Here is a 13,801-nt window from a genome sequence, read left to right as displayed (position 1 = left end):
ATCCACAGGCTGTGGACGAGCCGGGGGCTTCGAGACCAGGGCGTACCTCGGCACCCGGACAGCCCGTGACACGATCGGGGGATGAGTACGTCCAGCACCGTGGAGCGCGCCTTCGGGGCCGCCCTCTACGCCGACTCCGAAGCGGCCCTCGACACCGGCGCCTCCCTGCTCGCCGCCGACCCGGCCTCCGACGCCGAACTCGCCCGGCGCGGGGAGGAGTTCGTCGCGGCGGCTTGGAGGCGCGGATGGCAGCCCGCCGATGTCGTACGGATCGTGCGGCGCGACCTGGACGACGTACACGTACGCCTGGTGACGTCCTCGATCCTCGGTGACAGTCGGCGCGACCGCTCGCCCCGGGGTGCGCGCTGGGCGGCTCAGCTCGACGAACTGGAGGCCGAGCCCCACGACCTCCGCGCCGACCGCTTCTCCCACGCCACCGCCGTCCTGGAGCTCTACCGTCTGCTCCTGCGTCTGCCCTCCATCGAGCCGCTGCACCCGCCGAAGCTGCCGGCCGGGCCGGCCGCCCCGCAGGAGACGCGCATGCTCACCCGTATCCGCGCCCTGCTCGCGAAGGCGGAGGCGACCGGTTTCCCGGAGGAGGCGGAGGCGCTCAGCGCCAAGGCGCAGGAGCTGATGGCGCGGCACAGCATCGACGAGGCGCTGCTCGCGGCCCGGACCCACGCGAAGGACGTGCCCGGCGCCTGCCGTATCGGCGTCGAGCCGCCCTACGAGACGGCCAAGGCGGTGCTCCTGGACGCGGTGGCCGGGGCGAACCGCTGCCGGGCCGTCTGGAACGACGCTCTCTGCTTTTCGACCGTGGTCGGCTTCGAACCCGATCTGGAGGCGGTCGAGCTCCTCTACACCTCGCTTCTCGTGCAGGCCACGGCGGCGATGACGAAGGCGGAGGCGGCTCAGCGGGCGGGCGGCCGCAAGCGCACGAAGACGTTCCGCCAGTCGTTCCTCGCCGCGTACGCGCACCGGATCGGCGACCGGCTCGCTTCGGTCGCCGAGGGCCAGGTGACCGCCACGGAGGGGGAGTTGCTGCCGGTGCTGGCGGCCCGTGACGTGGCGGTCGCGGACCACCTGGACCAGATGTTTCCGGAAACGGTGACAACCCGGATGCGTGGGGTCACCGACGAGGCCGGATGGCACGAGGGTGCCGCGGCGGCGGACCGGGCGCAGGTCCGGGGCAGGCGCCCACTCCCGTGAGCGCCCGGTCGTGCCGTGCGACTTCGCCCGTTCCCGTGGGCGCCCGGTCGTGCCGTGCGACCTCGCCCGTACCCGTGCGACCTCGCCCGTACCCGTGCGACCTCGCCCGTACCCGTGCGACCTCGCCCGTACCCGTGCGACCTCGCCCGTACGTGCGCCCTTGCCCGTACCCGTGAGCACCCGGCGTCTCGCGATTCCCCGGCCGTCCCGTGGGAGAGCCCGGCGGTTCCGTACGGGTCCGACGGTTCCGTACGGGCCCGGCAGGGTGCTCGTTCGTCAGTCGCCCGCGTGCTGGAACGGGGTCACGGAGGCGTTCGGCTCGCTCGCCGAGCCCTTGCCCGCGAGCGGGCCGTACGACCACGGGAAGCTCCGTGTCGTGTCGGCGCCGGGCAGGCCGATCTTCAGCGTCTTCACGGCGAGGGTCTTCGCGTCGCCCGTCGCGCCCCGTACGTAGGTGATGGTGAAGGACGCGGTATCGCCCTTGGCGAGGGTCAGCTGCTCCGGGGCCGCGGACTTGTCCGCGGCGATGTCCGCCGAGGTGCCGCCCGCCTGTACGGAGAGCCCGGGGAAGCCCTTCAGGGTGCACTGGGCGCCCTTGTTGGTGAGAGTGACCGGGATGTTGCCCGTGTCCCCGGCGGCCGTGGCGGCGTTCGCGGGACCGACCTGGATACCCGCGTCACCGATCACGCAGGCCGCGACGGCGGCCTTCTTGGCGGAGCCGGCCGAGTCACCCGATTTCCCGGAGCCGCTGGAGCTGCCGGAGCCGCCGCCGTCGCAGGAGGTCAGAGCGAGGGCCGCCGCGAGGACGGTGACGGCGATGGGCAGAGCGCGCATGGGTTCCCCTGGAGGTCGTGACGATGTGCATGGATCATCACGCACCCGGGGCCGCCGAGGTTGCGCGCCCCTGGCCGTTCACCCACCCGGGACCGATATCGCCCGCTATTGTCCGCGAATCTTTCCCGCATTGTCGGAACGGGCCGCGGTCGGAACGGACTGCCGTCGGAACGGGCCGCTGTCGGAACGGAGTGTCTGAACGAACCGACGGAACGCCCTTCCGTAGTGAAACGACGGGACGCCCTGCCGCGCGGGACCGGGTGCGGGCGCCCGGGCCGTCAACTTCGCGGGGTCAGGAGCCCAGGTTCGCCGTGGGCAGGTCCGTCGGCAGCTTCCCGCCCGCGGTCTTGGTGTAGGTCTCCTTGCCGAGGCCGCCCTCCCAGGTGACCTTCAGGGTCGTACCGCTCACGGAGTCGACCATGCCGACGGCGCGCTTTTTGTTGCCGTCCGTACAGGCGAGGCGGATCATCCGCATGCTCGCCTCGCCGGACGAGGTGCCGCTGCACACGGTGCCGCCGGTCGCGAAGAGACCCGCCTGCTTGCCGTTGATCATCAGGACCACGGCCTTGCCGCCCGCGGTGGTGAGCCAGCTGCCCTGGAGTTCGCCGCCTGCGGAGGGGGTGCTTCCGGAGCTGCCGCCCGTACCGGCGTCACCCGTACCGGCGTCACCCGTACCGGTGCCGTCCGTGGCGGACACGCTCGGGCTCGCGGACGCGTCCCCGGAGTCGTTGCTCCCGCTGCTGCAACCGGTCAGCGCGAGCGCCGCCGCCACTCCCGCGGTCGCGGCCGCGATACGCGCCTGGCGGGACGGGAAGGTCGCCGTAGTCACTGAAGCCCCCAAAGTGGGTTGGATGCGGGTCACCCGAACGATCGCAGCAAGTTACCAGGAGGACCTGGGGAACCCGCTCGGATCCATAGGTAGGAGATTTCCTATGCTTGACGGGTAGGGAATCTCCTACCTATCCTGCGCTTATGGACATCACCCACGCCTCCTTCGTCACGCTTCCCGTCGCCGACCAGGACCGGGCGCTGCGCTTCTACACGGACGTCCTCGGTTTCGAGGTCACCGCCGACCGGGACATGCCGCCCGGCCGGTGGCTCCAGGTGGCGCCCGCGGGGGCGCAGACCGTCTTCACCCTCTCGGGTCCGGGCATGGGGAGTTTCACGCCCGGTGAGACCCGGGGGATCATGTTGGTCACGACCGATGTCGACGCCGACTGCGCGCGGCTCACTGCCGCGGGTGTCGCGGTGGAGGGCCCCGACGACCTTCCCTGGGGCCGCATGGCCTCCTTCCGCGACCCGGACGGCAACGGTCTGATGCTGATCACGGAGAAGGCCGCCCTGGAGACGGCCTCGGAGTAGGAGCGAAGGGTGCTGAGCGCGCCATGACTGTGACCGGGACCGGAACGGGAACCGAGGCCGGGCCCGGCAGCGGGGCAGTGGCTTCCGCCGGGGTTCCCGGCGGATCTTCCGTCGGACCTTCCGTCGGGGTTCCCGCCGGACCTACCGCCGGGGTTCCCGCAGGAGCGTCCGCCGAAGTTCTCGCCGGTGCCCGCGAGGACCGGATCTTCGCCGCGCTCGCCAACGCCACCCGCCGTGAGGTGCTCCGGCTGCTGCGCGAGCAGGGGCCCCAGCCCGTCCAGGCCCTGGCCGACCACTTCGCCATGCGCCGCCCCAGCCTCTCGGAACACCTCAAGGTGCTCCGGGAGGCCGGACTCGTGTCCGAGGAGCGCGCGGGCCGGCAGCGGATCTACCGCCTGGAGGCCGCCCCGCTCGTCGACGTGCAGGACTGGCTCCATCCGTACGAGCGGTTCTGGCGCGACAGACTGAAGGGTCTCGGCGATCTCCTGGACCGCATGCCCGACGATGCTGAGACATGACCCCCGACCCGCAGGGCGCGACCCCCGACCCGCAGGGCACGAACGGCGCTCAGGGCGCGACCCCCGACCCGCACGGCACGAACCCCGATAAGCGCGGCACGAACGCCGATCCAGAAGGCCCGATCCCCGCACCCGAGGACGACCTCACGACCATCCGCGTCGACCAGTTCCTGCCGCATCCGCCGGCCAAGGTCTGGCGTGCGCTCACCGAGCCCGAACTGCTCGCGCAGTGGCAGATGCCGGGGTCCGAGAACTTCCGGCTCGAAGTCGGCCACCGGTACACGCTGACCGCGGTCCCGCGCCCCAATTCGAACTTCTCCGGCACGGTTGACGTGCGCGTTCTCGCCTACGAGCCGCAGCGGATGCTGAGCGTCCGGTGGGCCGACGCGAACGCATCCCGTCCCGCGGACTGGACCATTACCTGGACACTGGAACAGGAAGGGCGCGGTACGCGTCTCTTCCTAGTACACGAGGGATTCGATCCGGACGATCCCGCAGAGATGATGGCGCGGAAGATCATGGACGGGGGCTGGAGATCGCATGTGCTGCGATCTCTGGGGAATGCGCTGGACCGGATGTAGTTCGGCCCGCACTCCGGTGAGCTGCAGACCGTAGTCGGGCGAACGACAGCCGGTAGTCAAGGACGGCAATAGCTGTAACCGCAGGACCACCCCGCGTGCACGTGCATCTGCACATGCATATGCACATGCATTTGCACATGAACGGAGCTATGATCCGAGTCAGTTGACTACTGCATCTATGGCCACCTCAGCCACTGCACGACCGGGGAGCGACCTGTGGACCACGACGTGTTCGACGTGGATGACGTGTACAACGGTATGGCTGAATTCGTGTACAACGGCATGGCTGCGACCGAGCTGGACGGCGTCGCCTGGCAGAAGAGCCGGCACAGCAACTCGCAAGGTTCCTGCGTGGAGTTCGCGCGGCTGCCCGGCGGTGACGTGGCCGTGCGGAACTCGCGGTTCCCCGAGGGGCCCGCGCTCGTCTACACACGCGCCGAGATCGAGGCGATGCTCCTGGGCGTCAAGGACGGCGAGTTCGACCATCTGATCGCGGGCTGACAGCCGTGATCGTGAACTGTCCGGAACGGGCCGGTCGCGGGAGAGCCGGTCACGGGGCGGGTGGCGTCAACCGAAGGTGAACGGTGCGCAGCGTTCTGTAACGCGCGTAGAACCGCGGCGCCAAAAGGCGCCGCGGTTCGTCATTCGGAGGGGCCTGCGGCCGTCCCCGGCTGGGATCCCAGCCGGAACAGCGCCCACACGACCTTGCCGCTGAGCGTTCCGGCGAGCGGGTGCCAGCCCCAGCTGTCCGAGAACGAGTCGACCAGGAAGAGGCCGCGCCCCGACTCCGCCGCGAAGTCGTCCGAGTCGCCGGCGACCGGACTGTCGTGGCTGGGGTCGCGCACCGCGCACACCAGACGCGAGGTCCACCGCATCAAGTGCAGGCGTACGGGCGGCCCTTGGTCGTCCTTGCGGGGGGTGTCCGAGGGCAGCGCGTGCCGCAGGGCGTTGGTGACGAGCTCGGAGACCACCAGGCAGACGTCGTCGAAACGGTCGCCTATCTCCCACTGGTCCAGCGTTCCGCGGGTGAACTGCCGGGCCTCGCGCACCGCTTCGTAGCGGGCGGGCAAGGCGCAGGAAGCGGCGCTGGACACGGCCGCGGGATCGAGAGGCGGAAGTCCCTGCCGTAAGGGTTCGAGCATGGTCGATCCATTCGTCCCCATGCGAGGCACTCCCGGGTGTTCGCGATCGTTGCGATGCAGCGGTGGCGCGGGGACCATGGTTCCGAATGCGTACAGCAGATGCAAGGGCAGATGCACGTGCACGCGCCCGAATTGGACCTTCCTCTCCTACTTCTTGCTCATTTCTTCCTTCACCTTATTCTCGGTTGTTGACCTCCGAGCGATCTTTTCCTGTGCGGCTCCTTTGGCTACTTTCCGTTTCCGTAACTGAACGAGTACTGCTTGAAGTGTTTTAGTGGCAGACTTCGGCGTCTGGAAGACGGTTGGGGAGGCTGACGAACGTGAGCGCTGGTGAGTCGAGCGGCTCGGTGGTGCGGCGCATGCTGCTGGGGTCACATCTGCGGCGCCTGCGTGAGGCGCGTGGCATCACCCGTGAAGCGGCCGGCTACTCGATCCGTGCCTCCGAATCGAAGATCAGCCGCATGGAGTTGGGAAGGGTGAGCTTCAAGACACGCGACGTCGAGGACCTGCTGACGCTCTACGGCATCAACGACGAAGCCGAGCGCACCTCCCTCGTCTCGCTCGCGAAGGAGGCCAACGTCGCGGGCTGGTGGCACAGTTACTCCGACGTCCTGCCCAGCTGGTTCCCCACCTATGTCGGCCTCGAGGGCGCGGCCCACCTGATCCGGGTGTACGAAGTGCAGTTCGTCCACGGCCTGTTGCAGACCGAGGCGTACGCCCACGCGGTCGTCCGGCGCGGGATGAAGGGCGCCTCCGCCGCCGACGTCGACCGGCGCGTGGCCCTGCGCCTGGAGCGGCAGAAGTACCTCGTCTCCGAGAGCGCCCCCGAGTTCCACATCGTCCTCGACGAGGCCGCGCTGCGCCGCCCGTACGGCGACCGCGAGGTGATGCGCGGACAGCTCCAGCATCTGATCGAGGTCTCGGAGCACCCCAACGTACGGCTTCAGGTCATGCCGTTCAGCTTCGGCGGGCACTCCGGCGAGAGCGGCTCCTTCACCATCCTGAGCTTCCCGGAGTCCGATCTGTCCGACGTCGTCTATCTGGAGCAGCTCACCAGCGCGCTCTATCTGGACAAGCGCGAGGACGTCACCCAGTACGAGGGCGCGCTCAAGCAGTTGCAGCAGGACAGCCCGGGGCCGTCCGAGAGCCGCGATCTTCTGCGGGGGCTGCTCCAGCTCTCCTGAGAACCGCTGGCGGGACGGCGAACCCCGGTACTCCTCCGCCCTGTCCCGGTCCGTGTCGCGCGTCCACGGACTTCCCCGCGCGCGCCCACAGGCTCCCCCGGACTTCCCCGGTCTCCTTCAACTCCCTTGAAACACAAGTACGATGACGTGTGATCAGACCGTGATCGGATGTCTGCTGACCCGGGCCAAGGACTGCCTCGGCAGCACAGGGATTGAGGGAGCACATGTCGTCCTACTTCACCGACCTGGCCCAGCAGTACATCGACGGCGAGTGGCGCCCGGGAACGGGCTCCTGGGACATCATCGACTTCAACCCGTACGACGGCGAGAAGCTGGCGTCGATCACGATAGCGACGGTCGACGAGGTCGATGAGGCCTACCGCGCCGCCGAGCGAGCGCAGAAGAAGTGGGGCGCGACAAACGCGTACGCGCGTCGCGCGGTCTTCGAGAAGGCGCTCGCCGTCATCGACGAGCGCGAGGCGGAGATCGCCGACGTGATCATCGCCGAGCTCGGCGGCACCCGCCTCAAGGCGGCCTTCGAGATCCACCTCGTCCGGGAGTTCCTGCGCGAGTCGGTCCAGCTGGCGCTGCGCCCCGAGGGGAAGATCATCCCCTCGCCGGTCGACGGCAAGGAGAACCGCCTCTACCGCGTCCCGGTCGGTGTCGTGGGTGTCATCAGCCCCTTCAACTTCCCCCTCCTGCTGTCGATCAAGTCCGTCGCGCCGGCTCTCGCGCTCGGCAACGGCGTGGTCCTGAAGCCGCACCAGAACACCCCGATCGTCGGTGGCTCCCTGGTCGCGAAGATCTTCGAGGAAGCGGGCCTGCCCGGCGGTCTGCTCAACGTCGTCATCACCGACATCGCCGAGATCGGCGACGCCTTCATCGAGCACCCGGTCCCGAAGGTCATCTCCTTCACCGGCTCCGACAAGGTCGGCCGGCACGTCGCCACGGTCTGCGCCGCGAACTTCAAGCGCTCGGTGCTCGAACTGGGCGGCAACAGCGCACTGGTGGTCCTGGAGGACGCGGACATCGACTACGCGGTCGACGCGGCGGTCTTCAGCCGCTTCGTCCACCAGGGCCAGGTCTGCATGGCCGCGAACCGTGTCCTCGTGGACCGGTCGATCGAGGCCGAGTTCACCGAGAAGTTCGTCGCCAAGGTCAGGACGCTGAAGACCGGCGACCCGAGCGACCCGCAGACGGTCATCGGCCCGGTCATCAACTCCTCCCAGGCGGACGCGCTGTCGAGCGTCGTCGAGCAGGCGATCGCGGAGGGCGCCACTGCCCTGCTGCAGGGTTCGACCACGGACAACATGGTCGAGCCCTCCGTCCTGACCGGTGTCCCCGCCGGCTCGGACCTGCTCCGGCAGGAGATCTTCGGCCCGGTCGTCTTCCTCGTCCCGTTCGACGGGGAGGAAGAGGCGGTCCGGATCGTCAACGACACCCCGTACGGCCTCTCCGGCGCCGTCCACACGGCGGACATCGAGCGCGGTGTGAACTTCGCCAAGCAGATCGACACCGGCATGTTCCACGTCAACGACGGCACCGTCCACGACGAGCCCCTCGTCCCCTTCGGCGGTGAGAAGCACTCCGGCATCGGCCGTCTGAACGGCGAGACGACGGTCGACTCCTTCACCACGACGAAGTGGATCTCGGTGCAGCACGGGCGGAGCCGCTTCCCCTTCTGAGACCCGTCCGACCCGCTGACCCTCAAACCCCTTCGATACGACCTCGATACGCCTTCGCATGATCGTCAGCGCGCCCGGGCCCTTGCGGACAGAACCTGACCGCAAGGGTCCGTAGCGTTGTCGGTGTCAGTCAGGAGGACCCGATGAAAGGCGGCCGGTCATGGTCACGCAGGTGCGAGCGGAAGAGCGGGGCGACGAGCGCGGGGCGCTGCTCGCCTTCATCGAGGAGCAGCGCGGCGGCATCCGCCGGTCGTTGCTCGGGCTGACCGAGGAGCAGGCCGCGAGCCGCCCGAGCGCCAGTGAACTCTCCCTTTCGGGGCTGCTCAAGCATGTCGCCGAGGTCGAGCAGGGCTGGGTGGCCCGCGCCAAGGGCGAGTCGCCCGCGGTGAAGCGGGACGAGTCGAACTGGCACGAGTGCTTCGTCCTGGCCGAGGGCGAGACGGTCGCCTCGCAGCTCGCGTACTGGGAGAAGGTCGCCGCCGAGACGGACGAGTTCCTCCGCGCGGTGCCGAGCCTCGACGACACCTTCGCGCTCCCGAGCGACCCCTGGTTCCCGCCCGAGGGCCGTGTCTCGATGCGCTGGCTGGCTCTCCACCTGATCCGCGAGACGGCCCGGCACGCCGGGCACGCCGACATCATCCGCGAGTCCCTGGACGGCAAGACGGCCTTCGAACTGGTGGCGATGGAGCAGGGCACCTCCTGGGGCTGAGCCCCCACGAGACGCCTACCGGGGCTGAGCCCCCGCAAGACACCTACACCTGCCCGGGGCTGAGCTCCGCGCCCGAGGCCCGACTGCGCCCGTCCTGACGGCATGCCGGCTGTCCGTCTCGTCGCAAGCGACGCGGGCCGATGCCTGCCGCCCACTGCTCGCCCGCCCGCCTACCGCCTGCCCGCCTACCGCCTGCCCGCCAACCGCTCGCCCCCGCCAACCGCCCGCCCGCCCGCTCGCGGCTCCTCCCGGAGAGCCGCGAGCGGCCCGGCCCGGCCGCCTCGGCAGGTCCTAGTGGTGGAAACCCGTCGCCGCGCCCTTGTCATGGGTCATCGGACCCGGCTGGCGGCGCAGTTCGGGCAGCAGTCGGGTCAGGTCCTCGATGAAGAGGTCGGCGAGGTCGGACGAGAAGCCGTTGCGGCACACGACGCGCAGCACGGACAGGTCCTCGCGGTTCTCCGGGAAGGTGTACGCGGGTAGGAGCCAGCCGGTCTCGCGCATTCTCCGGGACACGTCGAAGACGTCGTACGCGGTCACCTCGGGGGCCGTCGTGAAGGCGAACACCGGCAGCTCGTCGCCCCGGGTGATGAGCTGGAAGTCGCCCATACACTCGATGCGTTCGGCGAGTGCGCGCGCCACGTCCCGGGTCGTCTGCTGCACGGTCCGGTAGCCCTCGCGGCCCAGCCGCAGGAACGTGTAGTACTGCGCGACGACCTGCGCTCCGGGCCGGGAGAAGTTGAGCGCGAAGGTCGGCATGTCGCCGCCCAGGTAGTTCACCCGGAAGACCAGTTCCTCCGGCAGCTCGGCCGCCGTCCGCCACAGCGCCCAGCCGACACCCGGGTAGACCAGGCCGTACTTGTGCCCCGAGGTGTTGATCGACGACACCCTGGGCAGCCGGAAGTCCCAGACCAGGTCCTCGTCGATGAACGGCGCGATCATCGCCCCGGACGCGCCGTCGACATGGACCGGGATGTCGAGGCCGGTGCGCTCCTGGAGCCGGTCCAGCGCCGCGCACAGCTCCTCGATGGGCTCGTACGACCCGTCGAAGGTGGAGCCGAGGATTCCGACGACCCCGATCGTGTTCTCGTCGCACAGCTCCGCCGCCGCCTCGGGGTCGAGGTGGAACCGGTCGCCCTCCATGGGGATCCGGCGGGCCTCGACCTCCCAGAAGTTGCAGAACTTCTCCCAGCACACCTGGACGTTCACGCCCATGACCAGGTTGGGCCGCGCGCCCGGATAGCGGTCCGCGTTGCGCTGTGCCCAGCGCCGCTTCAGGGCCATGCCGGCGAGCATGCACGCCTCGCTCGACCCGGTCGTCGAACAGCCCACCGCGGCCGACGGATCCGGCGCGTTCCACAGGTCGGCGAGCATCGACACACAGCGCCGCTCCAGTTCGGCCGTACGGGGGTACTCGTCCTTGTCGATCATGTTCTTGTCCCGGCACTCCGCCATCAGGACCCCGGCCTGCGGTTCCATCCAGGTCGTGACGAAGGTGGCCAGGTTCAGCCGGGAGTTCCCGTCCAGCATGAGTTCGTCGTGGACGAGCTGGAGCGCGGTCGTGGGCGGCAGTGGTCCGTCCGGGAGGCGGTGCTTCGGCGGCGCCTCGATCATGCCGCTGACCGGATTGGTCTCGCCGTAGAACGGATTGACGGAGAGCGGGCGGTCATCGGGCTTCTGGTGGCCCTGGTGGAGCGGCATGTGCTTCTCCCAATGGTTCAGCGGGACGGCGCGTCCCTTTGGTTCTCCCAACGGTTCAGCGGGACGGCGCGTCCCCTTTTGGTTCATCCGGTTCATCGGATGAGGGCCACCCGGCGGTTCACCGGATCGGGCTTCCGTCCTCGTGCAGTTGCATCTGCGGCCGCCCGGTCACCAGCAGCCAGGCCGGCAGGGAGGCGATGCAGAGCAGGGCGATGATCGTGGGCGAGGACACCAGGACGGCGGCCGTGAACAGGCTCACCCAGCCCTGCCGGGTGATCGCGAGGAGCATGCCCAGCACCCCCGCGGCCAAGCCCAGCGACGACGGGACCGACGGCACGAGCGCGTGGGCGCACAGACCGAAGGCGGCACCGATGAACACGGCCGGGAAGATCCGGCCGCCCCGGAACCCACAGGACGCCGCGACGACCAGCGCGGCCAGCTTCACCCCGCCCATCAGCGCGTACCGGCCCGCCGAATAGCCGTCCGGGTTCCGGGCCATCTCGGCGACCTGGTCCAGGCCCTTGAACAGCGTCAGCGGCCCGCCGAGACAGCCGAGCAGGCCGAGGACGAGCCCGCCGACGGGGAGCGCCACCATGGGGTGGCGCAGGAGCGTGAACACCTTGTGGACGTAGGGGAAGACGCGGACCCCGGCCATGCCGAGCACCGCCGTCACGGAGGCGATCACCAGCGCGGACAGCACATCGGCCCAGCCGGGACTGCCGATCGGGGGCAGACCGAGGTCGAAGCTCGCGTGTCCCAGCAGCGCCGTGGTGATCGAACCCACCGAGGCCGCCGTCAGCGGCGCGAAGAGGTTGTCCCACAACAGCCCCTTCACCTGCCGCCCGGCGAGCGCCTCGGAGATGACCAGCGCCGCCGCGACCGGAGTGCCGAACAGAGCGCCGATCGTCCCCGCCTCGGCCAGGGTCACCCACAGCACGCCGGGCGCCGCGGGCGCGAACCTGCGGCCCGCCCAGAACGCCAGCGCGACGTTGGTGGCGATGATCGGGTTCTCGGGGCCGAGGCTCGGGCCGCCCGCCAGCATCAGCGCGGTGGCAACCAGCAGTCCGGGCAGGATGAAGAGCGCCATCGGCTCGGCCTGGAGCCCCACGGTGGCCGGGTCGGGGCCCGCGTGCCCCGGCGCCTTCCACACCACCAGACCGACCAGGATGCCGGTGGTGGTGAGCATGACGATCATCCAGAGAGAGGAGTAGCCGCCGATGCCGAGCGCGTCCGGCAGATCCGTCCACAGGACGTCCTTGAGCTGGTCGGCCAGCTTGCTCACGCCCACGTAGAGAAGGGCCGAGACAGCGCCGACGACCGCGGACGGAAGGAACAGCGGCAGCAGAGTCCGTGCGGGCGTCGCCCGGGTGAGGGCCGGTCCCGGGGGAGCCGCTTCGTGGGTCACGGGCTCACCCTAAGCGCGCGAAACGGACATAACATTCCGAGTCCCGTCGTCGGACCCCGGTATTTCCGGCTTGCACCTCACGTCGCGTCAGGCCTCATCGTGAAGGGCGTACCGAGGAAGGAGCGGAAGTGAGCTACTCAGTGGGCCAGGTCGCCGGATTCGCCGGAGTCACGGTGCGCGCGCTGCACCACTACGACGAGATCGGTCTGCTCGCGCCCGGCGGACGCAGCCATGCGGGTCATCGGCGCTACGACGACGCCGACCTCGACCGGCTGCAGCAGATCCTGTTCTACCGGGAGCTCGGCTTTCCGCTCGACGAGGTCGCCGCCCTGCTCGACGACCCGGAAGCGGACCCGCGCGCGCATCTGCGCCGCCAGCACGACCTGCTGACCGCCCGGATCGAGAAGCTGCAGAAGATGGCCGCGGCCGTGGAACACGCCATGGAGGCACGCACGATGGGCATCAACCTCACGCCCGAGGAGAAGTTCGAGGTCTTCGGGGACAAGGACCCGGAGGCGCACGCGGAGGAGGCCGAGCGCCGTTGGGGCGGCACGGACACGTACGCCGAGTCGCAACGTCGCGCCGCCCGCTACACCAAGGACGACTGGAAGCGCATGCGGGCCGAGGTGGCCTCCTGGGGCGAGCGGTACGACGCCTTGATGGAGGCCGGGGAGCGGCCGGACGGTGAGCGGGCCATGGACATGGCCGAGGAACACCGGCAGCACATCACCAAATGGTTCTACGCGTGCACGTACGAGATCCACCGGGGACTCGGCGGCATGTACGTCGCCGACGAGCGGTTCAAGGAGTTCTACGACTCCATGCGGCCGGGGCTCGCCGAGCACCTGAGGGACGCGATCACGGCGAACGCCGCCCGGCACACCGGGGAGGGCTGATCCAGGAGGTGTCCGTGACGGCGACGGGCGCAGAGCCGGCCGCTCGCCGCCGTCCGCTCGGACGACGCCGTCGGCGTCGGTGACCCGCTCGGGCGGTGCCGGCACATCGGTAAGGGGCGCCGGCATCGGTAAGGTGCGTCGGCAATGGCGGGCGCCTCTTACCGATGTCCCGATGTGCCGATGAGTGTTATTGCTTGGCCAGGACCACGGCCGTGCCGTACGCGCACACCTCCGTGCCCACGTCCGCAGCCTCCGACACATTGAAACGGAACATCAGTACGCCGTTGGCGCCACGCGCGCGTGCCTGATCGACGAGCCGCTCCATGGCCTGGTTGCGGGTCTCCACCAGTGTCTTGGTGAGCCCCTTGAGCTCACCGCCGATCATCGACTTCAGGCCCGCGCCGATCTGGCTGCCCAGATGACGCGAGCGCACGGTGAGGCCGAAGACCTCACCGATCACCTGTTCGACGCGATGGCCGGGAACGTCGTTCGTCGTCACGACCAGGACGTCCTCGTGGGGACCCTGGCCGCCGCCGTATTCATCGATGCCCATGGCTCACAGCTTTGTCCCAGTCGTC

The 13,801-nt window shown here is 69.6% G+C and carries 15 protein-coding genes; 9 read left to right on the top strand and 6 right to left on the bottom strand.

The features are described 5' to 3' along the window. The first annotated feature begins 81 nt into the window (after positions 1-81). Positions 82-1,209, top strand: coding sequence for a DUF2786 domain-containing protein (locus ACFYW8_RS30205; RefSeq protein ID WP_389083671.1), 1,128 nt, complete (start codon positions 82-84; stop codon positions 1,207-1,209). Positions 1,210-1,485: 276 nt separating this feature from the next. Here ACFYW8_RS30205 and ACFYW8_RS30200 read toward each other — a convergent pair whose 3' ends face one another. Beyond that, a complete protein-coding gene (locus tag ACFYW8_RS30200) occupies positions 1,486-2,043 on the bottom strand; it encodes a DUF4232 domain-containing protein (protein WP_389083667.1) in 558 nt (185 codons plus the stop codon). Between the two features lie 292 nt (positions 2,044-2,335). Beyond that, the gene (locus ACFYW8_RS30195) at positions 2,336-2,872 is read right to left on the bottom strand and encodes a hypothetical protein (protein ID WP_389083663.1); all 537 of its coding nucleotides are present in this window, start codon (positions 2,870-2,872) and stop codon (positions 2,336-2,338) included. Between the two features lie 143 nt (positions 2,873-3,015). On the opposite strand from ACFYW8_RS30195, the gene ACFYW8_RS30190 reads away from it, so the two are divergent. From ACFYW8_RS30190 to ACFYW8_RS30175, 4 genes are all read left to right on the top strand, one after another. Continuing rightward, positions 3,016-3,405 carry a VOC family protein gene (locus tag ACFYW8_RS30190; protein ID WP_365878441.1) on the top strand — a complete coding sequence of 130 codons (390 nt, stop codon included), beginning with the start codon at positions 3,016-3,018 and terminating at the stop codon, positions 3,403-3,405. A gap of 203 nt (positions 3,406-3,608) precedes the next feature. Then, on the top strand, positions 3,609-3,923 hold the full coding sequence (locus ACFYW8_RS30185) for a metalloregulator ArsR/SmtB family transcription factor (protein ID WP_365878494.1): 315 nt from the start codon (positions 3,609-3,611) through the stop codon (positions 3,921-3,923). Positions 3,924-4,045: 122 nt separating this feature from the next. Continuing rightward, a complete protein-coding gene (locus ACFYW8_RS30180) occupies positions 4,046-4,504 on the top strand; it encodes an SRPBCC domain-containing protein (protein WP_389083924.1) in 459 nt (152 codons plus the stop codon). Between the two features lie 216 nt (positions 4,505-4,720). Then, complete coding sequence (locus tag ACFYW8_RS30175) at positions 4,721-5,005, top strand: DUF397 domain-containing protein (protein WP_365878443.1); 285 nt, start codon at positions 4,721-4,723, stop codon at positions 5,003-5,005. 140 nt (positions 5,006-5,145) lie between these two features. Here ACFYW8_RS30175 and ACFYW8_RS30170 read toward each other — a convergent pair whose 3' ends face one another. Continuing rightward, positions 5,146-5,667, bottom strand: coding sequence for an ATP-binding protein (locus tag ACFYW8_RS30170; protein ID WP_365878445.1), 522 nt, complete (start codon positions 5,665-5,667; stop codon positions 5,146-5,148). A 338-nt stretch (positions 5,668-6,005) separates the two neighbouring features. Here ACFYW8_RS30170 and ACFYW8_RS30165 point away from each other — a divergent pair, with 338 nt between their 5' ends. The 3 genes from ACFYW8_RS30165 to ACFYW8_RS30155 all read left to right on the top strand — a co-directional run bounded on the left by ACFYW8_RS30165 (position 6,006) and on the right by ACFYW8_RS30155 (position 9,224). Continuing rightward, complete coding sequence (locus tag ACFYW8_RS30165) at positions 6,006-6,830, top strand: helix-turn-helix domain-containing protein (RefSeq protein WP_389083919.1); 825 nt, start codon at positions 6,006-6,008, stop codon at positions 6,828-6,830. A 224-nt stretch (positions 6,831-7,054) separates the two neighbouring features. After that, positions 7,055-8,515, top strand: a complete 1,461-nt coding sequence (locus ACFYW8_RS30160; RefSeq protein WP_365878447.1) for an aldehyde dehydrogenase family protein — start codon at positions 7,055-7,057, stop codon at positions 8,513-8,515. Between the two features lie 160 nt (positions 8,516-8,675). Beyond that, a complete protein-coding gene (locus tag ACFYW8_RS30155) occupies positions 8,676-9,224 on the top strand; it encodes a DinB family protein (protein ID WP_365878449.1) in 549 nt (182 codons plus the stop codon). Positions 9,225-9,515: 291 nt separating this feature from the next. On the opposite strand, the gene ACFYW8_RS30150 is transcribed toward ACFYW8_RS30155, so the two are convergent. Both ACFYW8_RS30150 and ACFYW8_RS30145 read right to left on the bottom strand, forming a co-directional pair. Beyond that, positions 9,516-10,922: a glutamate decarboxylase gene (locus ACFYW8_RS30150; protein ID WP_389083647.1), complete on the bottom strand. Its 1,407-nt coding sequence runs from the start codon at positions 10,920-10,922 to the stop codon at positions 9,516-9,518. 118 nt (positions 10,923-11,040) lie between these two features. After that, positions 11,041-12,327 carry an ion channel protein gene (locus ACFYW8_RS30145; RefSeq protein WP_389083642.1) on the bottom strand — a complete coding sequence of 429 codons (1,287 nt, stop codon included), beginning with the start codon at positions 12,325-12,327 and terminating at the stop codon, positions 11,041-11,043. A 128-nt stretch (positions 12,328-12,455) separates the two neighbouring features. Here ACFYW8_RS30145 and ACFYW8_RS30140 point away from each other — a divergent pair, with 128 nt between their 5' ends. Further along, entirely contained in the window at positions 12,456-13,223 is a 768-nt protein-coding gene (locus tag ACFYW8_RS30140) for a MerR family transcriptional regulator (RefSeq protein WP_365878456.1), read from the top strand. A gap of 187 nt (positions 13,224-13,410) precedes the next feature. Here ACFYW8_RS30140 and ACFYW8_RS30135 read toward each other — a convergent pair whose 3' ends face one another. Continuing rightward, positions 13,411-13,776 (bottom strand): YbjQ family protein, encoded by a 366-nt coding sequence (locus tag ACFYW8_RS30135; RefSeq protein ID WP_365878459.1) that lies wholly within the window; start codon positions 13,774-13,776, stop codon positions 13,411-13,413. Positions 13,777-13,801: the final 25 nt, after the last annotated feature.

This window comes from Streptomyces sp. NPDC002742, assembly GCF_042888885.1.
GTDB lineage: Bacteria > Actinomycetota > Actinomycetes > Streptomycetales > Streptomycetaceae > Streptomyces.
The sequence above is the reverse complement of the archived record's forward strand: the minus strand, read 5'-3'. Positions and strand labels throughout refer to the sequence as shown.

Bases quoted from the DNA above. Each gene is read 5' to 3' on its own strand.
- ACFYW8_RS30205 (WP_389083671.1), top strand. From the start codon at position 82: ATGAGTACGTCCAGCACCGTGGAGCGCGCCTTCGGGGCCGCCCTCTAC.
- ACFYW8_RS30200 (WP_389083667.1), bottom strand. From the start codon at position 2,043: ATGCGCGCTCTGCCCATCGCCGTCACCGTCCTCGCGGCGGCCCTCGCT.
- ACFYW8_RS30190 (WP_365878441.1), top strand. From the start codon at position 3,016: ATGGACATCACCCACGCCTCCTTCGTCACGCTTCCCGTCGCCGACCAG.
- ACFYW8_RS30170 (WP_365878445.1), bottom strand. From the start codon at position 5,667: ATGGGGACGAATGGATCGACCATGCTCGAACCCTTACGGCAGGGACTT.
- ACFYW8_RS30165 (WP_389083919.1), top strand. From the start codon at position 6,006: ATGCTGCTGGGGTCACATCTGCGGCGCCTGCGTGAGGCGCGTGGCATC.
- ACFYW8_RS30160 (WP_365878447.1), top strand. From the start codon at position 7,055: ATGTCGTCCTACTTCACCGACCTGGCCCAGCAGTACATCGACGGCGAG.
- ACFYW8_RS30155 (WP_365878449.1), top strand. From the start codon at position 8,676: ATGGTCACGCAGGTGCGAGCGGAAGAGCGGGGCGACGAGCGCGGGGCG.
- ACFYW8_RS30150 (WP_389083647.1), bottom strand. From the start codon at position 10,922: ATGCCGCTCCACCAGGGCCACCAGAAGCCCGATGACCGCCCGCTCTCC.
- ACFYW8_RS30135 (WP_365878459.1), bottom strand. From the start codon at position 13,776: ATGGGCATCGATGAATACGGCGGCGGCCAGGGTCCCCACGAGGACGTC.